The sequence below is a fragment of the Nostoc sp. genome (genome assembly GCF_036919815.1).
Taxonomy (GTDB): domain Bacteria; phylum Cyanobacteriota; class Cyanobacteriia; order Cyanobacteriales; family Nostocaceae; genus Nostoc.
On sequence record NZ_JBALCE010000097.1, the window covers coordinates 37,003 to 62,502 of the forward strand.

Below are 25,500 nucleotides of genomic sequence, written 5' to 3' on the forward strand. Positions count from 1 at the left end.
GCAAGAAGTCGCATTAGATAATAAATTCTCTGCCCGTAGATAATTTTATCTCTATAGGTAATTTTACCATAGTCAGCTAGAGCCATCAAGAATGTACTTGGTTGGCTGAGGTTCTACTAATTTTATGCAATTTTATATTCGTTTGAAAAGGTACTGGTAGAACTAATGATTTACGGAAGTATGTCTATGATGATTTTTATTTTAGCGTCTGGATATTTGTTCACAGTGTACCTGTTATTAGCACTGGCAAAGCGAACGGGCACAAAGACTATTCCTACAAGTTTGCCTTCATCTGCCAAAGGGAAACACAAGCAGGAGATATCAGTAAGGACAAAGGTAAGTGAAGTAGTTAATAGTTAGGAGTTTGTAGAGACGCGATTAATCGCGTCTCTACAGGAGTTAGGAGTTAATAATTTCAAACTCCTAACTTATGATTTTTTAAGTAGTTTTATTGTAGTTGAGAAATAGCAGTATTAGTGAAGCAAACCTCTTCAACCATTGGGGTATAACCTAGCCACTGCAATCCTGACTGGGAAAACTGCTGCGGACAACCGCTCACGGCGAAGCGAGTTGGCAGTGGTGAGTGGGTGTTTTTTAAGCCGAGTAAGTCTAGCTCTTGGGCACAAGCTGCGACAACATGAACGGCTGGATCAATCAACTGGACTTGAGAGGGGAGGAGCGATCGCAGTACTGGTGTGAGGTGGGGATAATGGGTACAGCCGTGAACTAAGGTGTCAATTTCCTTCTCTAATAAAGGCTCTAAGTAGGCTCGTGCTACTTCAGCAGTATAAGGATCGTGAATGCGATTTTGCTCAATGAGTGGCACAAACTCTGGACATCCAACTTGCCAAACTTCGACATTAGGATCAATTTCGAGTATGGCGTGCTTATAAGCATTACTCTTAGCCGTAGCTGGAGTGGCAATCACACCAATGCGCTTTCCTTGCTGTACTGCTGCCCTTGCCCCTGGTAGAATCACTCCCAAAATGGGTATGTTGAATTCTTGACGCACGGTTTCTAGCGCTAGGGCGGAACTGGTGTTGCAAGCCATAATCACCATTTTTACCTGCTGCTGCTGTAGCCAAGTAATAATTTCACGCGTAAATTGTAAAATTTCTGCTTGTGAACGAATTCCGTAAGGAAGTCGAGCTGTATCCCCAAAGTAAACAATTGATTCATTGGGGAGTTGCCGATATAGTTGTCGCAGTACTGTCAGTCCACCCACACCACTATCAAAGATGCCAATTGGTGCGCGTTGGGGTTCTTGATCTGAAAAATTGCCAAGATTTCCTTCAAAGATGGAAGATGAATACACAGGCAGATATTGATTTAGGTTTTTGGATATAAAATACAGAATCTAGCAGAGAATTCACTAATTTACCACTAAATTCTGCACAGAAAAGAAGTTTAAATACCACCTCTTTAATTAGTAATTTGTACTATCTTAGCGCTGTAAGTATTTGAGAATACCACGAGCGATCGCTTCTGCCATGCGATTTTGATACTCTCGCGTTCCCAATCTCGGATTATCCTCGTAACCAGTCATATAGCCTGTTTCCACTAAAATAGAAGGTATGGAGTTTTTCCTGAGGACGTAGAATCTGGCTTTGCGGGTTCCCCGGTTTTTAATAGTACCGATGTCCTGAAGGATGGTATTGCGAACTACTTCCGCCAGAGCATAACCACTGTCGTAATAATATACTTCTAACCCATTGACATCAGGGCGATTATCAACCGAATTAGCGTGAATGCTGACAAACAAAGTCGCGTTAACTCGTTTGGCAATCTCTACCCGTCCCTGAAGTTCTACGAAAAAGTCAGCATCCCGCGTTAGTACCGCTTGTACACCATTTTGCTCTAAAATTGCTGCTACCCTTTTACCAATAGGCAGGATTACATCCTTTTCTAAAAGTCCACCCAGACCAGGGGCACCTGAGTCTTTTCCACCATGTCCTGGGTCAATAACTACTAGCAATTTCCCTCTGGGAACCGAGGAGTGTGTCCGTGGGTGGGAAATTGTCCGGGGATTATCTGTGGGGTTTGGGAATTGTCCTGAGTTTACTGATGGCAGGGGAGGTAAAGCAATGGGCGGTGTGATGCTACCAGAGCGTTGTAATTGTAGAGCTAAAAGCTGGTCGCCAATCTGGTTGAGTTCCCCAATTTGCACATCTGCAGCTGGTTGAACCAAAACGATGACAGTATTGGATTCTTCTGGTTGGAGGCGTACCCGCAAGATCGGGCTATTAGCATTAAAAGTAGGGCCTATGACTTTGGGAGCTAATTTAGCATTGTTAATAGTGATGCGGAACAGACCAGAGGTTCTATCCCAGCCGCCTGTAGCAGATAAAGTTTGGTCGGCTCTAATCAGCAGTTGTGTGCCATTATTAACCAGTTCCACAGACTGAATATTCGCTGTTGAGTTGTTAGCGGGTTGTATAGGGCGTAGACTGTTACCTCCAGGCAACTGGGCAACGCCATTATTGGGTAGAACCACAAAACCACTACTGCTAGTAGTTGCTCGCCAATTTGGACTATTTTCATCCACCTGTAAAGTCAGGCGAACAATAGATGGGCTTGTTTGCAGTTGGTTGAACTGGATACGGCTGACACCATAGCGATTAATCACCAAATCTCGCTGCTCTAGATTTGGTGATAAAGTTGCGCCAGTGATGTCGATATTGATTGCTTTCTGATCGTTGCTACGATTTACCTGAATCTGAGGATTACCACCAGTTGTAGTGATGAAAAACCCATCACCTGTTACCCGTAAGTTCTCAATTTGAGTAACTCTAGCGACAAGCATTCTGTTGTTAGGTGGATTGAGAATGCCGGTTCTCACCACATTGTAAATATTCCTTGGGGAGAACGTTGGTGTAGATGTTCTCGGTGAAGTTTCTCTGGCTATAACTTCTCCTTGTTGCCCATCAGTATTTTTTGCGGGGACATTTTCGGCTTCTGGCGTAGGTAATTGCACTGTCCAGCGATCGCCAGTTGTGGCCAAAAATTGGACTCGTTTGGGGTCAAGAGTATAACCAGCAGTCAATTCAACGACTATCCGCGTTGTTTGTTCGTCAAACTGCCCAACCCGAATCGAACGAATTCCCCCGCCCACCTGTTGGGTTAGCTGCGGACGTCCAAATGTGGTTCCCGGCAAATCAATTACCAAACGAGTAGGGTTAAAAATTAATTGTGCTTGGGGTTGAACATTCCCTAAAGTATTAATTTCCAGCCTGTTTTGATTGCCATCAAAACGCCAAGATTCAAGTTTCGCGGCCATTGCCGGCGACGATAGCATGAAGATAGTTCCAATAGTACTGGATAGTAACCAGTGTAATTTCACAGTCCTTTCTCCTAATTCACATTCATGGCAGCCGTCAACATATTGGCAAATCCTCACACCATCACCGCACACACTTTAGTTTTGCGCTGTTATTAAGACACAGCTAATGGCGTAGAATATAGCACGCTCCTCTGATTTTGCCATGCTATTCATTAGTCCATATAAATTTGACTTGTAAAGCATCAGATGAGAATAACAAAGAAGCTATTCTTGCTTTGCAGGAAGAATACTTAAATTGTTTTACTACTAAAATTGGATAAAAATGGTAAAGATTAGATGTATTTACTCAATAATTTCGACTAAATTACTTATCTTCTCTTTAGATACTGAAGGACGCCACGAGCGATCGCTTCTGCCATTTGATTTTGGTAAGCTGAAGTTCTCAGCCTAGCCATATCCTCTCGACCAGTCATATAACCAGTTTCCACTAGAATGGAGGGCATAGAACTTTTTCTCAGAACATAAAATCTGGCTCGCCGCACTCCCCTGTCTTTGAGAGTACCAATACTTTGGAGAATGCTACTGCGGACAATGCGAGCTAGATCAAGACCACTGTCGTAATAATAGACTTCCAAGCCATTAACATCTGGACGACTCGCACCTGCTGAATTAGCGTGGATGCTAACAAACACATCAGCGTTAGCTCGCTCTGCTAATAGCACTCGTCCCGGAAGGGTAACAAAATAATCAGAATCCCGCGTCAGAATTACTTGTATCCCATTTTGTTGCAAAATCTGACCAAGTTTCTTACCAATAGGCAAGATAACATCCTTTTCGCGTGCCCCTCCAATCCCAAGCGCTCCTGAGTCTTTACCACCATGTCCGGGGTCAATAATCACTACGACTCGCCCATTGGTAACTCGGCGCTGTGGTTGTAATAGGGGCTGGGGACTGGGATTGTTTAGGTCTGGGAATGGCCCCCGGTTGGGCGGTGGTAGCCCAGGTAAAGCAAAGGGGGGTCTTCCGGGGAGGGAGACAACTCGCCGAGAGCCTTGTATTGGTAGAGACAAAAGTTGGTCGCCGATTTGCTTGGGTTGCCCAATTTGGACTCCGGCTGCTGGTTGAACTAAGACAATGACAGTGTTGGGTTCTTGGGGTTGCAGACGTACCCGGAGAATTGGGCTATTGGCAGCAAAGGTAGGGCCTGTGACTCTCTTAGCTAATTTGGCATTGGGAATTGTGACGCGGAACAGACCAGATGATCTATCCCAGGTTCCGGTGGCAGATAAAGTTTGATCGCCTCTAATTAGCAGTTGTGTGCCATTATCAGCCAGTTGCACAGACTCAATTGTAGCTGGCGAGTTGTTGGCAGATGGTCTGCTGGGAAGGAAAACGGGTTGTGATTGATTGTCCAGTAGGTTGTTTGAATTACTACTTTCCGGCAATCTGACAACACGACTAGGTAGAATTACCAAACCACTACCGTTACTATTAGTTACTTGCCAGTCTGGGCTATTTTTATCTACCCGCAAAGTCAAACGGACACCAGAAGGTTGGGTTTTTAGTTGGGTCAATTCGACGCGGCTAAGACCATATTTGTTAACGGGTATATTATTCTGTTTCGCCAGACGTGGTGATAAAGATGCATCAGAGATATCCATGAAGATGCTAGCGCGATCGCGGCTGCGAATTACCTGAATCCGAGGATTACCACCACTGGTACGAATGAACAACCCATCGCCTGTTACTTGTAAGTTCTCAAGTTGAATCGCCCCTGGTGTAGTAGTGGCAACCCTTGAAATCCCAAGTTGAGGCTCAGAGTTTGGGGTAATAACACTGTAAGCACTTCTGGGATATGAGGCAACTTTATCGACTTCTAGTCTAGGTAATTGCACAGTCCAGCGATCGCCAGTTGTACCAACAAATTGGACTCGTTTGGGGTCAAGAGTATAACCAGGAGTCAGTTCAACAACTATGCGTGTTGTGTCTGTATCAAACTGCCCAACACGGATCGAACGAATTCCACCGCCCACCTGCTGGGTTAGCTGAGGACGCCCAAATGTAGTTCCTGGCAAATCAATTACCAGCCGAGTCGGGTTGAAAATTAGTTGTGCCTGGGGTTGAACTGCTCCTACAGTATTAATTTCCAGCCTGTTTTGATTGGCATCAAAGCGCCAAGATTCAAGTCTCGCGGCCATTGCTGGCGACGATAGCATGAAGATAGTTCCAATAGTGCTGGGTAGTAACCAGTGTAATTTCACAGTCCTTTCTCCTAATTCACGTTCATGGGAGCCGTTAATATATCAACTTATTGGTAAATCATCACACTGTCACCACCTAAACTTGATCTCTGATGCCTTTTCTGATTTTTAAGCTGTGTATTACAGCACTCCTTACTCCCCACTCCCAACTCCCCGTCTCAGTAGTACTCTAAATAGCTGAAAACTGCTGTAAGACAAACTTAAATCAGTTATCAGGTTTCATATTGAGTCTAAATCCCCATGTGAGACCTTCCACCTGTAGAGGTGGGGGACTCTGACTTTCAATCAAGCTAGAAAACTGATAACTGATAGCTGTTCACTGATAAGTGTTTGTTCTTTGTTGCGATTGATGCACTGAGTAAATTATTCCCATTACTGTCAGATGATCTAGCAAAATCTATGGGTGTTACTCCTAATTAGCTGGAAAATATTTATGGGACTTACGCACAAGAGATCCCCCAACCCCCTTAAAAAGTTGGCTCTTTAAGATCCCCCCTTTTTAAGGGGGATCGAGGTTTCAGGTTTTCAATGCGTAAGTCCTGTATTTAGATAAAGTTCCACAAGCCGAGGACTGACACCTGAGACGGAAATAACTAACATTCTGAATGCTGGTAGAAATTATAAACAAACGATTATTCTACAATCACACGGGACGGAGATTTGGGGAGAGAAGTTTCCACTGGACAATAGCAAAATCTTCAAAGCACTGTCACAGTAATCAATTCAGAGTCCTGAGTTCTGAGTGATTTTCGCTCAGGACTCAGCAAGAATTTACCCAAGACTTTGATTAAATATCCCCAGATTCTTTTGTTGTTTCTAGGTTCCCACTGTCATTTGATGCTGGCACCCTCGACTGAGGTGGTTCAATTACTAACGAAGTCCCAGAGGAACCGTCTAAAATTAGTTGCTCTGAGCCTGCATCCACAGTTTTTGGATCTGGAAATACCAATCGTAACAAAGGAGGAGCTAAAAAAGTTGTCAAGATAACCATCACGATAATTGCCGCCCCTAATGGTTTCGAGAGAGTGCCACTAGCAGCGCCGACGCTAGCAAACACCAACCCAACTTCGCCTCTGGGAATCATCCCCACACCGATCGCTAAACGGTTGATTTCCGGTTTACCAAACACGCTTAAACCTGTGATTACTTTACCGAGAATGGCTACTGTGATCAGGAAAGTTGCCATAATTAGACCTTCACGATTGTCGGGAATTGCTGGGTTTAACACTCCCAAATCGGTTTTTGCCCCAACAGCCACAAAGAAAATTGGCACTAACATATCAGCAATGGGACAGACTTGCTTTTGTAGTTCTTTGCGCTTATCTGTCTCTTCTAAGACTAAACCCGCTGCAAAAGCTCCCAGAATTGCTTCTAAGTGGATAACGGCGGCAAGGTATGCCATAGCAAAAGCGAAAATGAATGCTGGGATTACCAATTCACCGCGAGTCTTGAGTTTATCAGCGATCGCTACAAAGGACTTATTGAAAAGATTGCCTAGTAGGATTGCTCCCAAAATAAAACCAGTGGCGCTGATGATCAAATAAATGACTTTGTTTACATCCACGACGCCATCTTTAGCTAAACTCGCAACTACCGCTAAAACGATAATTCCCAAAACGTCGTCAATTACGGCAGCACCCAAAATAATCTGCCCTTCTTTAGAATTGAGTCGCCCCAATTCTGACAGCACTTTGGAAGTAATACCAATACTAGTGGCAGTCAAAGCCGCCCCGGCAAAAATTGCGGGTATAGCATCGATACCAAACAAAGTCATCAGTCCTACAGTACCAGCAGCAAAGGGTACTATTACCCCCACGACTGCGACGACGGTGGCTTGGATACCAACTGCGATTAAGTCTTTTAAGTTCGACTCCAAGCCGATTTCAAAGAGCAGGATGATCACACCCAATTCTGCCAAAACCGAAACGACCTCAGACTGCGCTGCAAACACCCCTGGAGTGGCTTCAGGGGTTAAACCAGCAGTGATTTGAAGGAAGGACATGATTAAAGAACTAGAACTGTCTGTGCTGCCTTCTGGAAAAACTAAAAGGTGGAAAGCAGAGATGCCAACTACCACACCACCTACAAGTTCTCCTAAGACAGGCGGAAAACCCACTTGGTTTGATAACTCTCCACCAACTTTGCTGGCAAGATAAATGACTACTAAGCTTAGTAGCACTGCTGCGACTACCATTGAACTGTCTGCGGTTTGTGTTGCGCTGGCCAGCAGAGGAAAAGAGAAGCTGATTGGATCTAACAAATGCATGAGTTCTGTGAAAATCCTTCTCTTTGATTCTGACGCGTTTCTGATAAACATCTATCTATCGAGACGCAGTTGGCAGCTTTAAAAGCTTAATTTGTGTTATTTGTCAACTCAAACAAGCGTTGCCAGTAGACTTCCCAAACCGGGACTACAGACAGTCTTGGAAGTCGCAGCAAGTCAAAATCTGTGAATTTATTGTCCTGTTTAATTTGAGCTAGGGTGACGGGTTGGTTTACTTTTCGTAATGCCCGGACATCTACAACTGCTCGTTTGCTGTCATTGAGTGCTGGATCGATATAGGGTTGACTAACTATCTCTGCTAAACCGATGATTTGCCGTTCTTTGCCTGTGTGATAAATTAACGCCAAGTCACCAAGGAACATAGTACGTAGATGTTTCAGCGCTAGGGAATTGTTGACTCCATCCCAAACTGTACTGCCGTCCCGTTCCAAATCGAAGTAGGAATAATTTTCCGGTTCAGTTTTCAGCAGCCAATACGCCACGACAAAATCTCCAAAAAAGCTAGTGTAATTTTTTTAGTATCCAAAAATGTAACCATTTCAGCTTTTGACGATCGCAGTGTCAAAGTAAGAACATAGAAATCGGATAAGTGCGATCGCACTTAAATTGTGAAAAACTTGTGGTAGCCGTTGACTCTCAACGACCACCAAAAGATTGTTACATCCGGTTGTTCAAAACATCTGTGGATACTTTGAGGAGTGAAAATCTGATGACTAGAGCCGCTTTACCCGGTTTTCAGTTTCCAAATGGGAACTTGTGGAAAATACTGCCTTTTGCAATGCTTTTATGTGCAGCTTTTCTACTACCTGCGTTGGCACAAGAAAAGGATAAATTGTTACGAACCCTTACTGTCAGTGGTCGCGGAGTGGAAACAACTCCTGCAACCCTGGCGCAAGTCAGTTTAGGAGTGGAGATTCAAGGGAAAACAGCCCAGGAGGTACAGCAAGAAGCCGCTCGGAGGTCATCTGCTGTGGTTGCGTTTCTTAAGAGCCAAAATGTTGAAAAATTACAAACTACTGGTATCAGTCTCAACCCAGTTTACAGCTACACTAATAATGTGCAACGGATTACAGGCTATGCTGCCAATAACACCGTAAGTTTTCGCATTCCTACCGAGCAAGCTGGTACATTATTGGATGATGCAGTGAAAGCTGGTGCAACACAAATTAACGGCATTAGTTTTGTTGCGAATGATCAAGCGATCGCCTTAGCGCAAAAACAAGCATTAAAAGAAGCTACCCAAGACGCCCAGCAGCAAGCTGATGCTGTTTTTAGTGCCTTGGGTTTTAAATCTAAAGAAATAGTCAGCATTCAAGTTAATAATGCCAGTCCACCTCGACCACCCATGTTTTTACGGGCTGAGGCTGCCAAGTCAGCTGATACTTCCACGCCTGTAATTGGCGGTGAACAGCAAGTAGAAGCATCGGTGACGTTGCAAATTAGTTATTAGTCATTTGTCATTAGTCCTTTGTCATTTGTGAGGGTAAAGGACTAATAATCAATGCCCAATGCCCAATGCCCAATTAGAAATGTTCTGAAGACGTATCTGCTGTTCCGCCCTCCCCATCTCGCTTAGAGCCTAATAAATCTAGTTGGTCTACTCTAATAATCGGTGTAGAACGGTTTGCTCCTGTTTGGCGATCGCTCCATGTGTCAAACTTCAAGGAACCTTTGATGCCAATTAAGCTTCCCTTACGGACATAATTACCTGCTACCTCAGCCGTCTTATCCCATAATTCCAGCGTGAACCAGTCAGGTTCATCACTGTTGCGCGATCGCCTTTTTACAGCTAGTGTCAATCTACACTTAACACTACCAGATTCAAAATATTTTATATCAGGGTCGCTGCCTACACGACCAACAAGGGTGACAATATTGATACTCATCTGCTTTACCTTTAAGTACAAGTGTACTGATTAATTCTGACTTTCATCATAGCGAATTGTGAAACACTTGAAAATAATGTGTTAAACAGTTAACAATATAATTGAATTGAAAAATTATACATACTACTTGGAGAAACACATAAAAGTATATGGATATACTTAGTTAACCAGAGAACATCAAAAAATACAGGATTCAGACATAGTAAATATTCCTGGGAATCATCTAAAAATATAGTCTAGTTTACTCAACTCAGGATACAAACTTCATCAAAGCTGGCACGATTAACTCTTACCGTTGTAGTCAAAAAGTATCGCACATAGGGGGCTTAGACACGCGTGGGTCTTTTTAGGAACTTTCGCACATCATGGGATATGGGTATCGACCTCGGTACCGCTAACACTCTGGTTTATGTATCTGGTAAAGGTATTGTACTACAAGAACCTTCTGTAGTTGCGATCGATGTCAACGAAAAGGTAGCACTAGCAGTCGGAGAAGAAGCCAAAAAAATGCTCGGTCGTACACCGGGAAATGTGATTGCCCTCCGCCCTTTGCGGGATGGTGTAATCGCTGATTTCGATATAGCCGAGCTGATGCTGAAAAGCTTTATTCAGCGTGTAAATGAAGGCAGATCCCTAATCTTACCCCGGATTGTCATTGGTATTCCCAGTGGTGTCACAGGAGTAGAAAGGCGAGCTGTGATGGATGCAGCTCATCAAGCAGGAGCAAGAAAAGTGTATTTAATCGATGAACCGATAGCTGCGGCAATTGGTGCCGGACTACCGGTTGCCGAACCGACTGGCAACATGATCATCGATATTGGTGGTGGCACAACAGAAGTTGCGGTGCTAAGTCTTCAGGGTACAGTAATCAGCGAATCAGTACGCATTGCTGGAGATGAACTAACTGAAGCGATCATTCAGTATATCAAGAAAGTTCATAACTTAGTGATTGGTGAACGCACTGCCGAAGATATCAAGATTCGGCTTGGTTCTGCCTATCCTACTCATGATGATAATGAAGCGATGATGGAAGTCCGAGGCTTACACCTGCTTTCTGGTCTACCGCGAACTGTCACAATCAAAGCCCCAGAAATCCGTGAAAGTATGTTGGAACCACTATCAGTAATTATAGAAGCTGTGAAGCGAACACTGGAACGCACACCTCCAGAACTGGCAGCAGACATTATTGACAGAGGTATTATGTTAGCTGGTGGCGGTGCTTTGCTCAAAGGTATAGATACCCTGATTAGTCATGAAACAGGGATTATTACCCACATTGCTGCCGATCCCTTGTGCTGTGTTGTGTTGGGAACAGGCCGTGTGTTAGAAAACTTTAAACAGTTGGAACGAGTTGTCACCGAAAGCTCTCGCAATATGTAGCAAAAAAAAATATCATATTTGAGTTCTATTTGGGTTCTATATAAATAGAATCCAAGTAGAACTTAATTTTTATAAGTATGTGAAGGTATGTATGGTTACAATACGGCATTGGTGGGATCGTAAAGGGTTACAAATCGCATTGTTAGCTCTAGTAGTTGGTAGCGGTTGGATATTGCGACAGACTCAAGGTGAGCTGGTGTTTGAAACATACCAGGCAATTACCCGTCCGTTAGAGATGTTGCAGTCAGGGCCAACTCCAGAAGAACGTCTCAGAGATGCCCGGATATTGGAATTGCAAACCAGGATAGTAGATTTGGAAAGTCAAAAGGCAAAGCTACAAGATTTATTGGGCTATGTGGAAAAAGAGCCACTGGCATCACGGCCAATTCCAGCACGGGTGATAGGACGTAGTGCTGACCAGTGGTGGCAACAAGTTACCCTGAATCGCGGTGCGAATCTGGGGATTGGTGAAGGCTTCGTAGTCAAGGCAGATGGCGGATTGGTGGGTCTGGTGGAGAGTGTAACTCCCAATACTAGCCGCGTATTGTTAATCAGTGACCTCAATAGTCAAGTGGGTGTATCAGTTAGCCGCACGGCAGCTAAAGGCGTTTTGCGAGGAGATTCTTCGGCTGAAGCTGTGCTGGAGTTTTATGAAAAAGTCCCAAATGTCAAGGTAGGAGATTTAGTTTCCACATCTACTTATAGTCAGAAATTTCCATCTGGCTTGGCAGTAGGACGAATCAAATCGCTGGATTTAAAGAAACTTCCCGCATCAGTGGCGAAAATTGAGCTTTTTCCGCCAATCCGCTCTCTCGATTGGGTAGCTGTTTATCCAAAGCCAGAAAACCAAGAATCGGAAAATCAAGTGCCACAAAAGTCTAAGAAAATTCTTCCTTGAAAATTTATAGAAATATGAAGATTCCTGCATTTGGTAACAGCAGGCAGAAAAAGCCAAAATCCTCAGAGCTAAAATCGAAATTCCAAATCCTGCCGCTTTCTCGTTGGCATCCCGGTATACGTCAGCTGTTGGGTTGGATAGTGACGGTTGGATCTGTACTGTTATGTTTACTATTATTGCCAACCCGCTTGCCAGGTATGGAATTATTGGGAATTGGCCCTAACTGGCTGTTAATTTGGGTGGTAGCTTGGAGTGTGAAGCGCCCAGTGTTTTCTGGAGCATTTGCAGGTATAGTTCTGGGGTTACTTCAAGATTCAATGACATCACCTAACCCTACTCATGCCCTCAGTTTAGCTATAGTGGGAATTTTAACTGGTCTGCTCAAAAAACAGCGTTTTATCGAAGAAGATTTTATTTCGATTGCTGTGATTGTCTTTGGTATGGCAGTTTTGGCAGAAACTATCTTTGGGTTGCAATTAACTTTGATCAGTGATGATCGCAAAATAACAGATATTTGGACATATTACCAGCGTGTCGCCCTAGCTTCTGCCATTCTTAGTAGTCTGTGGGCACCTGTGGTCTATTATCCTCTAAATCGTTGGTGGCAGAGGATGAAAGTGTTAGAGGAATTAGTAAAGGGAGTTAGGAGTTAAGAAGGGGATAGATTACAGGTAACAGGAAAGAAAATTATCACTCTGTAGCTTGTAAGCTAAATCTTTATGGAATTTGTGCAACCTCTGGCAATATGGATTCAAGCGACAGTGAATAAAACAACACCGTATGATGGTAGTTAGTAGTATTCATGTCCGATACTTTCTTTTTTGCCTTAAAAAAATATCAGGAAAGTCATCTCCTGATTTCCTGACGGCAGAATGTGGAAGTTTTAACTGATTAACCTAGTTGGAGAACGCTGATGTCAAAGGAAAGAAAAAGTAATAAAGAAGCTAAAAAACCTAAAAAAGATCCCAAAGACAAAAAGGATAAAAAAGACCCAAACAATAAGACGATTTAGGTAAATAGCTCTAGCGAAGACCAAGAGTTGCATTTACCTAAATTAACAATACTTCCTCTAGTAGGATTGAGTAGGAGAAGTTATTGTCAAAAATTTATTCACCCTTGGTCAAGCCTCAAAAGTTGTTTCAACAGTGTTGAGTCACCGAAGTTCAGATAGTCTACCGAACTTCGGTGACTCAGCACTGTGTGGGGAAATTAGTCGCTTTAGATGCGCTAACTCTAGCAGGACTTAGGCAAAAAAGTTCCCAAGTAGCGGTAATTCATGAATTACCGCTACGACAAGTCAGGTTTTTGAGAGAATTTTACGTAAGTGCTATCTAGCTCAACATTTTCTGAGTCTGAATATGGAGTTTACCTAAAGCCAGATCACGACCAGGTTTGAAGTCTACATTTGATACTTTAGCTTGCCAGCGTGCGCGATATCTACGCGAACGCTATCAGTGACGCAATTTCTCAAGCAGGAATAAACTTCAGCGAAACACCGTTCATGCAGTAGCGCTTACCAGTGGGTGCAGGTCCATCATCAAAAACATGACCCAGATGACCACCACAGCGACTACAATGTACTTCAGTTCTGGTCATAAACAACGACTTATCTACAGTTAAAGCGATCGCACCTTCAATTGGATTAAAAAAGCTAGGCCAGCCAGTACCACTGTTAAATTTGGTATCAGCCGTAAACAGTGGCTGTTCACACGCAGCACAAAAATAAGTACCATTGTCGTATTCCTTATCCAATGGGCTGGTGTGAGGGCGTTCAGTCCCATGTTTACGCAATACACTAAACTGTTCTGGCGTTAAAATCGTGCGCCACTCTGACTCTGGTTTGGTAATTTCAAATCCACTCTGAGAAGTTGTCATCGCCTCTGACTCCCAATTGATATACTTTGATAAGAATGCTGTGCCGACTATTGCTGCACTAGCCTGTAAAAAATACCGTTTGTCCATATATCTATTATTTTCTATTTTCCGGTTAACTGGCCAATCAACTCCAGTACGGGATTCACTACTTCATGACTATAATCAGCGATCGCCCTGAATTACCCCTGATAAACTCATTAAAATTAGCTAAGAAATAACAAAATACTGCACAAAAATCAAATCAACTTGACAACACTCAGTCCTGAGTGCTGTTAGCGGATAGCTATGGTTTAGCCCGTGCTGAGTTGAGTCAAGTAAGAAAAACTACTCAGCACTTATGTACTTGGTACAAGCCCCGCCCCTTGTGGGCGGAATCTTCTTGACTCAAGAGGTAGGTTGATACCCCACAAGAAAGCGGGTGGTCTTTTATAGCAGTCGCCAAAGCCGTTAGGACAAGTTGGCGGTAGATGCCTTCAACAGAATACATTGTGAATTTATCGTTGTCCTAAGCTTGCTGTCCGTTGCTATAACTCAGCACGGGCTAAACCATAGCTATCCGCTAACAGCACTCGGAACTCAGCACTGTTCATCTGATTTTGCACACTACACCTGGATCTTGTGCATAGATTGCCGAGAATAACGCATTCTCCCCGGATTTATCCGGGGGCTTTTCGCAGAGAAAGAAAAATAGCGGTTTGCTTACTGTGCAGGTTGCGAAACACTATCCCCGAACCATGCCCAATACCCAATTTTTCCGATCGCTACCCTATTGAACACAGCTTAATATACATTGGTCTGATAGGAATACCGTAGTTTTCTGAAAACTTCTTGCTTAATTAAGTAGAATATGTGCTACTTTCAGAACTATAAATAAAACACGGTATTTATATCGATTTATCGTAGTTTAAAAGGACAGGACTCATGCAGCTACTATGGTTCATCCCAACCCACGGCGACGGACGTTACCTCGCAACTGCTACAGGCGGACGGGCAGTAAGCTTTCCTTATCTGCGGCAGATTGCCCAAGCGGTGGATGACCTTGGTTATACAGGGGCATTGTTGCCCACGGGTCGGTCTTGCGAAGATGCTTGGATTGTCGCCTCAACGCTGCTATCACTGACGCGACAGATGCGTTTTTTAGTGGCGATTCGTCCCGGCTTGGTATCACCTGGAGTGGCAGCGCGGATGGCGGCGACCTTTGATCGCCTCTCTGGGGGACGCTTGCTAATTAATGTCGTGACAGGGGGCGATCCTGTGGAGTTAGCGGGAGATGGCTTGCATTTGGATCACGATCAACGCTATGAATTAACAGATGAATTTTTGACAGTATGGCGAGCGATCGCTAGTGGTGAACCAGCCAATTTTCAGGGCGACTATCTCAACATTCAGGATGGTAAACTGCTGTTTCCACCCGTTCAGAAGCCATATCCGCCCTTGTGGTTTGGCGGTTCTTCTCCCGTCGCTCAAAAAATTGCTGCCAAGCATATAGATGTCTATTTAACTTGGGGCGAACCGCCACAGCAAGTAGCCGAGAAGATTGCATCAGTTCGCAGACTTGCAGAATCAGAAGGCCGGACTTTGCGGTTTGGGATTCGGCTACATGTGATTGTGCGAGAAACCGAGAGTGAAGCTTGGGATGCAGCGAATGATTTAATTCGGTATGTGGATGACGAAGCGATCGCTAAAGCTCAAAAAGCTTATGCGCGAATGGATTCAGAAGGACAACGCCGGATGACTCAATTACACCACGGTAATCGTGAGGCATTAGAGATTAGCCCGAACCTGTGGGCGGGAGTTGGTTTGGTGCGAGGTGGTGCGGGAACTGCCTTAGTAGGCGATGCCCAAACCGTTGCCGCCAGAATGTCGGAATATGCTGCTTTGGGTATTGAGTCCTTTATCCTCTCTGGCTATCCCCACCTAGAGGAAGCTTATCGAGTTGCAGAACTTCTATTTCCGCATTTGCCCTTAGAGAATCTACCCGCAGTGGAGAAACAACATGTTTTAAGTCCATTTGGCGAGATTGTGGCAAATGAAGATTTCCCTAAGCAACAGCATCAGCAAAGAGCAACGTCCATATCCTAGTAATTAAGAACTAGTAGATTACCAGCCATGTTGCACCAACAAATTGACCAAAAAATCTCAGAAAAAGAAGCGTGGGTATTGCGTCGTCAGGTGGGGATACCTAACAATAAACGCTTGTGGGTGCTAGCTTGCATGGACGAACGTTTACCTGTGGAGAAAGCATTAGGAATTGGTGAAGGAGATGCTCATATTTTCCGTAATGCCGGGGGGTTAGTTACAGATGATGCTATTCGGTCAGCGATGTTAACTACACACTTTTTTGGCACAAAAGAAATCATCGTTATTAATCATACCGAATGTGGCATGATGACAGCATCAGGAGACTTTCTCAGTGAGGTATTGCGAAATCAAGGTATTGACGTGGATCAAGTTAGTGTCGATCCGGCTTTGCCAGAGTTGAAGCTACCAAAAGGCGTTTTTTCCAAATGGATCAAAACGTTTACCGATGTGGATGAAATCTGCATACAGCAGGTGGAATTGTTGCGTAATTCTGCTTTAATTCCCCAGGATGTAGTTATTCATGGCTACATCTGGGAAGTAGAGACTATGAGCTTGCGCCGTCCCTACAAACGTCTGAGTGAGAAGGTTAACACAGCATCAGCTATGAAGACCAAAACCACAAAACATACTGAACCCATTTTAGAAATTGGGAGTTTAATTGAATGACAAATATTTTAGCGATCGCTGGTAGTCCAACCCATCCATCTAGAACCTATGGTGTTGTCGAATACACTGTCAAGCTTTTACAACAAGAAGGCTTGCATGTAGACATTATTTCAGTTCGGGATTTGCCTGCTGAAGATTTAATTTTTGGACGATATGACAGCCCTGCTTTAGAACAGCCAAAAGCTTTATTAGCAAAGGCAGATGGTGTGATTATTGCCACCCCAATCTACAAAGCTGCTTATACAGGAGTACTGAAAACATTTCTAGATTTGCTGCCACAAAAATCATTGACAGGTAAACCCGTGTTACCAATTGCTCTGGGTGGGACGATCGCTCACTTATTGGCAATTGAATATGCCCTGAAACCTGTATTATCGGAATTAGGAGCGCGGCATATCCTAGCTACTATTTATGCAGTAGACAAACAAATTCAACGGCAAGCTGATAATAGCGTCTTGTTAGATGAGGAAATTGAGCAAAGACTCAAAGACGTTCTCAAAGAATTTGTTAAAGCTGTAGAATATGACGCCGCAGCGCCTCAAGAATTGGTTCATGCCAATTAAATAATCAAGTTTATACCTCCGTTTGTTGTAGCAGATGAGTGATTTTCACTCATCTGCTACCTTTCTTTAAAAGTTAATCAGAACAACTTAACAATTCAAAATTGTTCGCGTGGTAACAGAGCAGTTCAACAGGCTCACTGTGCCACCTTGCCGAAAGTGCAGCATCTCGTAGAGAAGAGAGTTTCAGACTCTTATTTAAACCCTGACTAAAATATTATGGGCAGTTTAACCCAGAGTATTTCGTATTTAACGATAATCTCCAAGAGTTTTCTCAAGGTGTGAACTACATCTGTAACCTACAAACTGGCGGTAAACTTTCTCCAGAAGAGGCTGTACAAATAAATTCACATTCTCTGTAAACAGTTGAAACACGCCAAAAAGCTATTAGAAATTGAATGAATTATTTTTTACAGCAATTTTCAGGTATTTAGACTACGACTGAGAAGGGGAATAGGGAGTGGGGAGTGAAAAGATAAAAATATAAGTATTATATAACATCAGTAATTTCTTGTGAGCAAAAAGCAGATGTGATTACTAGTGATGGCGAAGCGATCGCGATCGCTAAGGAACGTGGATTAAATAAAATGCAAAACTTCATTCTGTCTCTAACTTCCCTCTCCAATATATCGGAGAGGGATTGAGGGTGAGGTAAGCCAGGGACATAAATTTTATGTTATTTAATTCTTATTCCTAAGGAACTAGCAGCTCAATCCCCTACAATCGCGCTGTTTTGTGATTACTGACGGTAATAATCCGCTTTTTTGGTCAGGTTAGCCAGTAAATTAGATGTAGGGCGTAAAAAATAAACTGAATCAAAGCGATGTCTAACGACAAGCCGCAAGGCGTGTGCGCTGATTATTTTGCATCTATTGTCGGCGAAGAAAATGCTGTTTGCCTTTGGGAAAATATCGAACTTGACCAGCAAAAACGTATCCAACAGGCGATCTCTAACGAGAAGCCGCAAGGCGTCTACGCTTCTGGAAATTCTCCCAGTTGTATTGTCTATCCCGGCAGTCAAAAACAGCTAGCTGCTGTCATCGCCACAGCTTACACAAACAACTGGCGCGTCCTCCCCTGTGGTAGTGGCAGTAAACTCAGCTGGGGCGGTTTAGTTAAGGGCGTTGATGTCGTAGTTAGTACAGAACAGATTAACCAACTGATTGAACACGCTGTTGGGGATTTCACAGTCACGGTAGAAGCTGGGATGAAATTCTCTGATCTCCAAGCACTTTTAGCAAAGTCACGGCAATTTCTTGCCATTGACCCCACAGCACCAGAGTCCGCAACTATTGGCGGTATTGTCGCCACAGGTGATACAGGTTCCCTGCGACAACGTTATGGTAGTGTGCGCGACCAGTTACTAGGTATTACCTTTGTGCGTGCTGATGGACAAGTCGCCAAAGCTGGGGGAAGAGTAGTTAAAAATGTTGCCGGATATGACTTGATGAAGTTGTTTACTGGGTCTTACGGCACATTAGGAGTTATTAGTCAACTAACTTTTCGTCTGTATCCGCTACCAGAGGCATCGGAAACAGTAGTACTAACGGGCAGTCCTGAGGCTATATCCCAAGCGGCTAATATCCTTCGAGGTTCGGCGTTAACACCAGTACAGGCTGATTTGCTATCAACTAAACTGGTGTCTAGCTTAGGTTTGGGTCAAGGACTGGGATTAATTGCTCGCTTTCAAAGTATTAGCGAGAGTGTTAAGGAACAGTCCAACCGAGTTTTGGAAGTAGGGCAAAAGTTGGGTTTAGATGGGGCAATTTTTGCAGATGGTAATGAAGCCAGTTTATGGCAGAGATTGCAAAAACGAATACATACTAGTGCCACAGAATCTGTAATTACCTGCAAAATAGGAGTGTTACCTACTGCTGCCGTGGAGATTTTGACTCAGGTGGAGTTAGGTTTAATTCATATAAGTAGTGGTTTAGGTTTGTTACAATTAGAGGATAAAAATCAGGTTTTGAAAGTGCGCGATGAGCTACGCTCCGCCGGAGGCGATGCCTCCGGCGGGCTGCGCCTACGCACTCAAGGTCATAGAGGTTTTTTAACAATTCTGAAAGCACCAATGGCGGTTAAAGAAGAAATAGATGTCTGGGGCTACACGGGGAATGCTTTGCCGTTGATGCGCGGTATTAAAGAACAGTTTGATAGTAAGAATATTTTAAGTCCTGGTCGGTTTGTGGGTGGAATTTAATTTTAACGAACCGCCAAGGACACTAAGGAAGAGGGGAAAAGAATTAATTATGCAAGTTTCAGAAAATTCTGTTAATAATACGGCTAGTTTAAAGAATTTGAAGGGGTTTGATGAGAGTCATCCGCCTGACCCGAAGTTGATTGATAGTTGTGTACATTGTGGGTTTTGTCTTTCGACTTGTCCGAGTTATCGGGTACTTGGGAAGGAGATGGATTCTCCTAGAGGACGTATCTATTTAATGGATGCGATTAATGAGGGTGAGATTGCCCTAAATACCGCAACGGTAGAACATTTTGATTCTTGTTTGGGCTGTCTTGCTTGTGTGAGTACTTGTCCTTCTGGTGTGCAGTATGACAAATTGATTTCTGCAACTCGTCACCAAATTGAACGCAATTATCCCCGCAGTTTACCAGATCAATTTTTTCGTCAACTGATATTTTCTTTGTTTCCTTATCCCAACCTTTTACGGATTTTACTAGTTCCGTTATTGGTTTATCAAAAGTTGGGGTTTGCAAAATTCTTTCGCGCTACGGGTTTACTCAATAAAATATCGCCCCGTTTGGCAGCAATGGAATCTATTCTGCCAGAAATTACTCTCAAATCTTTTCAAGATAATTTACCTACTATTATTCGCGCCCAAGGTGAGAAGCGTTATCGCGTTGGCGTGATTTTGGGTTGCGTGCAACGGCTGTTTTTCTCCCCAGTGAATGAAGCAACAGTGCGGGTTTTAACAGCGAATGGTTGTGAAGTTGTGATTCCGAAATCTCAAGGTTGTTGTGCCGCGCTTCCCGAACACCAAGGACAAACAGAACAGGCGAAAGCTTTAGCAAGGCAGATGATTGATAGTTTTGCCAAGACAGATGTTGATTTTGTAATTATCAATGCTGCTGGGTGTGGTCATACTTTAAAAGAATACGGTCACATTTTAGAAAGTGACCCAGAATACCGGGAAAAGGCAAAGGATTTTGCGGCTAAGGTTAAAGATGCTCAAGAATTTTTGGCAACTGTTGGATTAACAGCAAAACTTTCGCCGCTAACTGATAAACCCTTGAATTTAGTTTATCAAGATGCTTGTCATTTATTGCATGGACAAAAGATTAGCGTCCAACCGCGTCAGGTGTTGCGGCAAATTCCAGGGGTGAAGTTGAGAGAACCAATAGATGCAGCTTTGTGTTGTGGCAGCGCTGGGGTTTATAATATGCTGCAACCTGAAGTTTCTGAGGAATTGGGTCAGCAAAAAGTGCAGAATTTGTTGAATACTGGTGCTGAGTTAATTGCTTCTGCTAATCCGGGGTGTACTTTGCAAATTACGAAGCATTTGCAGTTGCAAGGTAAGAAGATTTCAGTTATTCACCCGATGGAGTTATTAGATTATTCGATTCGGGGTGAAAAGTTGGAATTGTAATAAATTAGGGTGCGTTAGACTTTTTTCTAACGTACCCTTGGCAATTATGTAGTAAAGTTATTGCCCTTTGCGATTACGATCAACAAACTGATTATTAAAACTATTCCACCAAAGCTGTCTTGCTGCTGTCTCACCTTCATAGCAGGGTGGTTCATCTTCACCTAGTCTGACATAAGCTGATCTTCCTCCACAGATGCTGCCCTTAAAGGCTATATCGTAGGGACAAGGGCAGTTTGGGTTACTTTTAGTGCTGCGTTGTGTGGCAACTTTTGGCAGGCGAATTCGACGGGGTTCTACAAGAGTGTTATTAACTCCAGTATCTTGAGCGGAGATTAAAGGGACGACAGCAGCTGAAGTATTAGGCTTTATTATTGCTGATAAAACAGTTCCGACAAAACTTAAGACTAAAGCTGCATTGAATATAGTTCTTTTCATTTTTTTGTCTATCGATATTTTTCAAATGGTCTATGTTTCAAGAATATCGAGGTTACAAATGCTTTCCAAGAGCAGAATAGTTCACTTCGTTCTGAACTGATCTGAACTACACTACTCAATCGACAATAAATTGACTATGCTGTTGTTATTAATCACTGAGATTAGATATTTATTACCAATGATTTCAGCGCCTAAATCTCGTAGGTTACGAGCAACCCCAGAAGGGCTAGAGAAAGTTGTACAAAGAATGGCTAAACTAGAAAAGTTCGGTGAAAAGAAGGACAAAAGGGGTTGGTCTCAAGAAGACCTTGCAGATAGATCAGGTGTGAGTCTCAGCACAGTCAAAAGGTTTCTGAAACCAGAGCCAGTTGATCAAAATTCTATTATCTGGATTACTAGAGCCTTAGATTTAGATCCGCTAGATGTTATCAATCCTGATGAGTGGAACCAAAGTACCACCAATTCTGAATTAGGGCAGAAAATTCTAATTCATCGGCAAGTTTGCCAAGGGATGCTTGAAAAACAAGGATTAACGATTAATCTGTTGATGGCTGGTGGTGGAACAACGTTTAAGCGAGGAGATATTTATGTGCCTTTGGGATTGATAGAGCGAAAACAACAACGCCAACTTAGCAGTGAGGAATCCTCAAACCAGCCAACAGAGTATGAAGTTACCCGGACGTTACAGCATGATGAGTTTTTCGAGCAAGTTCTCAGATTAGGGGTAAGTCCCAAAAGTAAGGGTAAACGCATCGCCATCATCGGAGAACCGGGAGCCGGAAAAACTACGCTTTTGCAGCAGATAGCAGATTGGCTGTTTGACAACATTGATCAAGATGTAGCTATTTGGGTGTCATTAGCAGATTTGCAGGCGAGAACCCTAGAAGACTATTTGCTACAGGTATGACTAAAACACGCTTTGAAAACAGCGCGAGTCACACCAGAAATGGAAGATTCTTTTGTGGAACTGTTCAACAGGGAGCGAGTGTGGCTACTGTTGGATGGTGTTGATGAGATGTCGGTGGAAACTGGCAATCCTCTGACTGCGATCGCATCTCAACTTACCACAGGTTGGATATCAAATACGCGGGTTGTACTAACGTGTCGGCTAAACGTTTGGGATGCTGGTAAAAATGCTTTAGAAAGATTTGATACCTATCGTACTTTAGAATTTAGCTATGGCGATCGCAATAAACCCGATTCGGATCAAGTTAACCAATTTCTCATCAACTGGTTTGTAACTAGTAATCCGCACTTAGGTAAGGCATTACGCGCAGCCTTAGATCAACCTGGAAAAGAAAGAATTAAAGATTTGGTCAAAAATCCTTTGCGGTTGTCACTGATGTCTTATTCCTGGCAACTGAGACAAGGTAAATTACCAAAAACTAAGGCTGCACTATACCAAAGATTTGTGGAAGCTTTCTACGAGTGGAAACAAGAACACTTTCCCTCTGATTCTACAACTCGAAAGCAATTGAATCAAGCTTTGGGAAGATTGGCGAAGGTTGCAATTTCTCAATCTTAGTCTCGATTTCGCCTCACCCGTCGCTTTGTTTTGGCGGTATTGGGTGAATTGGATACACCTCTGTTTCAGCTAGCAATGCAACTGGGTTGGCTGAATCAGGTAGGTGTTGCAGAGGAAGATCCAGAAGAACCTGTTTATGCTTTTTACCATCCTACATTTGAGGAATATTTTGCTGCTTGTGCGATTGATGATTGGCGCTTTTTTCTCACGCACGTTCCAGATAATCCTAATGCAGGTATTTACCGTATTTTTGAGCCACAGTGGAAGGAAGTTATTTTACTGTGGTTGGGACGAGAGGATGTAGCGAAGGAGAAAAAAGAAGAGTTTATCAAGGCTTTAATTGAATTTGATGATGGCTGCTGGTATTTCTATAAACTTCAGGCCTATCTTCTAGCTGCTGCCGGAATGGCTGAATTTAAAGACTGTAGTTTGCGTGAAGAGATTGTCGGAATGATTGTTGATTGGAGTTTTAGTAGTACGTACAGGTAAATAAATATGAGTAACAGATATTATACGTTGTAAATCATTAGCGAAGAAGAAATTCCAGAGCAGATAAAAAAACAATATCGTGGCTTTCTCCCTGGAAGGCACACAGCTAAAAATCTCCTCAAATGGATGAAAAGCGATTGGCGAAAGTCTGCTCCTCCTATAGAAATAGCTCAGGAAGTACTGAAAGAAACTGAGCAAGAAACAGCAATCAGATTCTTAGTTGATTTGCTACAAGGCGAAACCAGCAATAAGGATGAGGTGGCTTGGCTTTTGGGGCAAATTAACCCTGGCGATCAAACAGCGATCGCTTTTTTGGTCAATGAGATTCAAAATTATGCAGATTGTTGGATTGATTGTTGGATGCATAGACAAAAACTTGATAAATTATGGCAAATTGACCCAAGTAATGAAAGTATAATTAACTTTTTGGTAGAAATTATTCAAACTATTGAGGCTGGAGAAATGATGCTAGCCGTGGCTGATAGTTTGGCAAAGTTTGATCCTAGAAACGAAGCAGCTGTAGCATTCCTGGATAAAGAAATTCAGGATCAAGAGGATAACTTCTTTCGTTGGCTATTTGCTTACAGCTTAGGTAAAATAGATCCAGGCAATAAACTGGCGATTAATACTATCACTCAATTTCTGAAAAATCTTGAGGATGAATTACATAGTTATCAGGCTTCCCTAATAAATATTTTAAAAGAAAATTCCATAATTGATTTATCTGAATTTTACGACAATCAAATTAATGTGCAAGATAAAGTAATAAATCATGCATCATCAGATTAACATCACTTTGCCAGATGAGACAATTGAACTAATTGATCAAGTCATTCAAAAAGGCGATCGCAGTCGATTCATCAACGAAGCTGTGCAATATTATATTGATTGCTCAAAAAGCTTTAGTCAATTTTAGAGAACAGTTAAAACAGGGAGCCATCCAACAGGCGGAACGCGATTTGGGGTTAGTGGAAGAATGCTTTGACTTGGAAGAATAAGTGTGCAACAGGTAGATAGAGCAATTCAAATCAGCGTTGCTCTAGTGAAACTTTGCGTCTACGCACTTTCCCTAATTATCTCATGCGATCGCTAAGTTTTTAACTTTTGCTAAAGCGTTTGTTGCAAAAAGGCTTTTGTCGGGTGGGTTAGGCGCTAACCGTAACCCACCACAACCATGAAATACTGTTAATTAAAGCGGTGCTACAAAACTAAACAGTAGAGAAATTAGCCATTAAAAACGCGACTGCGCTACTTATTCAACCGGGCTTCTCCAATTGTGGCAGACCGTCGGGCATCAGCAATTTGCTCTTGTAAAGCTGCAATCTATTTTTCTTGTGCGTCAGCTTGCTGTTGCAAAGATGTATATTCGCTTGTGCTGGTCACGTAGCTGGAAGACTGCCAACTACTACTGAATTTTGTTGCACCGATGCTGGCAAAGGGTCTTAAGTCTGCTAGTTGTTGTTGCAAAGTTGCAATCTGGCTTTCTTGCTCTTGAATCTTTTGCCGCAAGCCTTGTTCAGCTGCTGTGCGAGCTGCAATAAACTGATTAACTGGAGCAGCAGTATCTGGCTTGGGCTTGAATATTTCAGCAAGTATTGCACTAACATGCGTGGGTTTCAGTTTACCGTAAGGAGTGTTGGTTATTAGCGATCGCACCAGTTGAGGTTGATTATTCATTGCTAGGTTCTTATCACTGCTAGAATTGCTCCGCAACAGTTGCAGCATATTGCTAAATTCCAATATCTTTTTGCTTGTTTGAGTTTTAACCCCGGTAATATTTCCACTAATCCAATTGAGTCTACACAGCTAGTTCTTATGTACTAAATAGTATCTGTTTCTTTGCGTGTGACAGTTCTGGGTGCGGAAGGTGGGGTATATCCACGGCTTTTTATTTGACCTAGAGAGAAAATTAACAGCCATCAACTAGAGGCTCTTGTAGTTCTCAGGTTTTATTACCTCTGTTCGCCTAAAAAACCATCTATTGACATTTTCACCCAAAAGACTTGCCTGCACTGCCTCCTACTATTTTTTAGCTCTGTTGAACTCACGTTAAAACACGTTCTTCTCTTGTTTTAGTAAGCTGTCGCGCATATCTTGCACTTTTTATGTCTGGAACCATTGTTGCAACGAGAACACTCTGGAAAATTAAAGACGCGACAGCTTAGTACGCTCCTGCAAAAACAAAAGCCTCCTCAAATTATGATGAGGAGGCTTGAGTTAAATTATGATCCCTGGCATCGAGCTATTTTTGCGTAGGGCTACCCCTAAACTATC

At 43.0% G+C, this 25,500-nt stretch carries 24 protein-coding genes and 1 pseudogene; 16 read left to right on the plus strand and 9 right to left on the minus strand.

The window, feature by feature from the left end; all coding sequences use genetic code 11:
* Positions 1–165: 165 nt before the first annotated feature.
* Positions 166–360 carry a hypothetical protein gene (locus V7K15_RS23120; RefSeq protein ID WP_334909166.1) on the plus strand — a complete coding sequence of 65 codons (195 nt, stop codon included), beginning with the start codon at positions 166–168 and terminating at the stop codon, positions 358–360.
* A gap of 88 nt (positions 361–448) precedes the next feature.
* Here the strand turns inward: V7K15_RS23120 and murI are convergent, their stop codons facing one another.
* The 5 genes from murI to V7K15_RS23145 all read right to left on the minus strand — a co-directional run bounded on the left by murI (position 449) and on the right by V7K15_RS23145 (position 8,307).
* Entirely contained in the window at positions 449–1,315 is an 867-nt protein-coding gene (gene murI, locus V7K15_RS23125) for a glutamate racemase (protein WP_334909168.1), read from the minus strand.
* 129 nt (positions 1,316–1,444) lie between these two features.
* Positions 1,445–3,340, minus strand: coding sequence for an N-acetylmuramoyl-L-alanine amidase (locus tag V7K15_RS23130; RefSeq protein WP_334909170.1), 1,896 nt, complete (start codon positions 3,338–3,340; stop codon positions 1,445–1,447).
* A 308-nt stretch (positions 3,341–3,648) separates the two neighbouring features.
* Positions 3,649–5,541 (minus strand): N-acetylmuramoyl-L-alanine amidase, encoded by a 1,893-nt coding sequence (locus tag V7K15_RS23135; RefSeq protein ID WP_334909172.1) that lies wholly within the window; start codon positions 5,539–5,541, stop codon positions 3,649–3,651.
* A 787-nt stretch (positions 5,542–6,328) separates the two neighbouring features.
* Complete coding sequence (locus V7K15_RS23140; protein WP_334909174.1) at positions 6,329–7,807, minus strand: cation:proton antiporter; 1,479 nt, start codon at positions 7,805–7,807, stop codon at positions 6,329–6,331.
* A gap of 86 nt (positions 7,808–7,893) precedes the next feature.
* Positions 7,894–8,307 carry an EVE domain-containing protein gene (locus tag V7K15_RS23145; protein ID WP_334909176.1) on the minus strand — a complete coding sequence of 138 codons (414 nt, stop codon included), beginning with the start codon at positions 8,305–8,307 and terminating at the stop codon, positions 7,894–7,896.
* 227 nt (positions 8,308–8,534) lie between these two features.
* Between V7K15_RS23145 and V7K15_RS23150 the strand changes: the two genes are divergently transcribed.
* On the plus strand, positions 8,535–9,275 hold the full coding sequence (locus V7K15_RS23150; RefSeq protein WP_334909216.1) for an SIMPL domain-containing protein: 741 nt from the start codon (positions 8,535–8,537) through the stop codon (positions 9,273–9,275).
* 73 nt (positions 9,276–9,348) lie between these two features.
* Here the strand turns inward: V7K15_RS23150 and V7K15_RS23155 are convergent, their stop codons facing one another.
* Entirely contained in the window at positions 9,349–9,711 is a 363-nt protein-coding gene (locus tag V7K15_RS23155; protein ID WP_292793708.1) for a single-stranded DNA-binding protein, read from the minus strand.
* Between the two features lie 372 nt (positions 9,712–10,083).
* Here V7K15_RS23155 and V7K15_RS23160 point away from each other — a divergent pair, with 372 nt between their 5' ends.
* From V7K15_RS23160 to mreD, 3 genes are all read left to right on the plus strand, one after another.
* Positions 10,084–11,091 (plus strand): rod shape-determining protein, encoded by a 1,008-nt coding sequence (locus tag V7K15_RS23160; protein ID WP_292793711.1) that lies wholly within the window; start codon positions 10,084–10,086, stop codon positions 11,089–11,091.
* Between the two features lie 91 nt (positions 11,092–11,182).
* On the plus strand, positions 11,183–11,989 hold the full coding sequence (gene mreC, locus V7K15_RS23165; protein ID WP_334909178.1) for a rod shape-determining protein MreC: 807 nt from the start codon (positions 11,183–11,185) through the stop codon (positions 11,987–11,989).
* 14 nt (positions 11,990–12,003) lie between these two features.
* Positions 12,004–12,642 (plus strand): rod shape-determining protein MreD, encoded by a 639-nt coding sequence (mreD, locus tag V7K15_RS23170; protein WP_334909180.1) that lies wholly within the window; start codon positions 12,004–12,006, stop codon positions 12,640–12,642.
* A gap of 814 nt (positions 12,643–13,456) precedes the next feature.
* On the opposite strand, the gene msrB is transcribed toward mreD, so the two are convergent.
* Positions 13,457–13,951, minus strand: coding sequence for a peptide-methionine (R)-S-oxide reductase MsrB (msrB, locus tag V7K15_RS23175; protein ID WP_334909182.1), 495 nt, complete (start codon positions 13,949–13,951; stop codon positions 13,457–13,459).
* 834 nt (positions 13,952–14,785) lie between these two features.
* Here msrB and ssuD point away from each other — a divergent pair.
* The 6 genes and pseudogenes from ssuD (at position 14,786) to V7K15_RS23200 (ending at position 20,777) form a co-directional block, all read left to right on the plus strand.
* Positions 14,786–15,946, plus strand: coding sequence for an FMNH2-dependent alkanesulfonate monooxygenase (ssuD, locus tag V7K15_RS23180; RefSeq protein WP_334909184.1), 1,161 nt, complete (start codon positions 14,786–14,788; stop codon positions 15,944–15,946).
* 27 nt (positions 15,947–15,973) lie between these two features.
* Complete coding sequence (locus V7K15_RS23185; RefSeq protein ID WP_334909187.1) at positions 15,974–16,612, plus strand: beta-class carbonic anhydrase; 639 nt, start codon at positions 15,974–15,976, stop codon at positions 16,610–16,612.
* Positions 16,609–17,175 carry an NADPH-dependent FMN reductase gene (ssuE, locus tag V7K15_RS23190; protein ID WP_334909190.1) on the plus strand — a complete coding sequence of 189 codons (567 nt, stop codon included), beginning with the start codon at positions 16,609–16,611 and terminating at the stop codon, positions 17,173–17,175. The genes V7K15_RS23185 and ssuE overlap by 4 nt, the downstream gene beginning before the upstream one ends.
* A gap of 212 nt (positions 17,176–17,387) precedes the next feature.
* Positions 17,388–17,574 (plus strand): annotated as a pseudogene (locus tag V7K15_RS30080) (DUF7219 family protein); the annotation flags it as partial.
* 421 nt (positions 17,575–17,995) lie between these two features.
* The gene (locus V7K15_RS23195) at positions 17,996–19,372 is read left to right on the plus strand and encodes an FAD-binding oxidoreductase (RefSeq protein WP_334909192.1); all 1,377 of its coding nucleotides are present in this window, start codon (positions 17,996–17,998) and stop codon (positions 19,370–19,372) included.
* Between the two features lie 49 nt (positions 19,373–19,421).
* Positions 19,422–20,777 (plus strand): (Fe-S)-binding protein, encoded by a 1,356-nt coding sequence (locus tag V7K15_RS23200; protein WP_334909194.1) that lies wholly within the window; start codon positions 19,422–19,424, stop codon positions 20,775–20,777.
* Between the two features lie 57 nt (positions 20,778–20,834).
* Here V7K15_RS23200 and V7K15_RS23205 read toward each other — a convergent pair whose 3' ends face one another.
* Positions 20,835–21,212 (minus strand): hypothetical protein, encoded by a 378-nt coding sequence (locus tag V7K15_RS23205; protein WP_334909196.1) that lies wholly within the window; start codon positions 21,210–21,212, stop codon positions 20,835–20,837.
* A 136-nt stretch (positions 21,213–21,348) separates the two neighbouring features.
* On the opposite strand from V7K15_RS23205, the gene V7K15_RS23210 reads away from it, so the two are divergent.
* The 5 genes from V7K15_RS23210 to V7K15_RS23230 all read left to right on the plus strand — a co-directional run bounded on the left by V7K15_RS23210 (position 21,349) and on the right by V7K15_RS23230 (position 24,224).
* Positions 21,349–22,119, plus strand: a complete 771-nt coding sequence (locus V7K15_RS23210; RefSeq protein ID WP_334909198.1) for a helix-turn-helix domain-containing protein — start codon at positions 21,349–21,351, stop codon at positions 22,117–22,119.
* Positions 22,120–22,131: 12 nt separating this feature from the next.
* Positions 22,132–22,737 carry an NACHT domain-containing protein gene (locus V7K15_RS23215; RefSeq protein ID WP_334909200.1) on the plus strand — a complete coding sequence of 202 codons (606 nt, stop codon included), beginning with the start codon at positions 22,132–22,134 and terminating at the stop codon, positions 22,735–22,737.
* Between the two features lie 48 nt (positions 22,738–22,785).
* Positions 22,786–23,226, plus strand: coding sequence for a hypothetical protein (locus tag V7K15_RS23220; protein ID WP_334909202.1), 441 nt, complete (start codon positions 22,786–22,788; stop codon positions 23,224–23,226).
* Positions 23,227–23,352: 126 nt separating this feature from the next.
* Positions 23,353–24,015: a hypothetical protein gene (locus V7K15_RS23225; RefSeq protein ID WP_334909204.1), complete on the plus strand. Its 663-nt coding sequence runs from the start codon at positions 23,353–23,355 to the stop codon at positions 24,013–24,015.
* A gap of 32 nt (positions 24,016–24,047) precedes the next feature.
* Positions 24,048–24,224, plus strand: a complete 177-nt coding sequence (locus tag V7K15_RS23230) for a hypothetical protein (RefSeq protein ID WP_334909206.1) — start codon at positions 24,048–24,050, stop codon at positions 24,222–24,224.
* 325 nt (positions 24,225–24,549) lie between these two features.
* Here the strand turns inward: V7K15_RS23230 and V7K15_RS23235 are convergent, their stop codons facing one another.
* Entirely contained in the window at positions 24,550–24,951 is a 402-nt protein-coding gene (locus V7K15_RS23235) for a hypothetical protein (RefSeq protein ID WP_334909208.1), read from the minus strand.
* Positions 24,952–25,500: the final 549 nt, after the last annotated feature.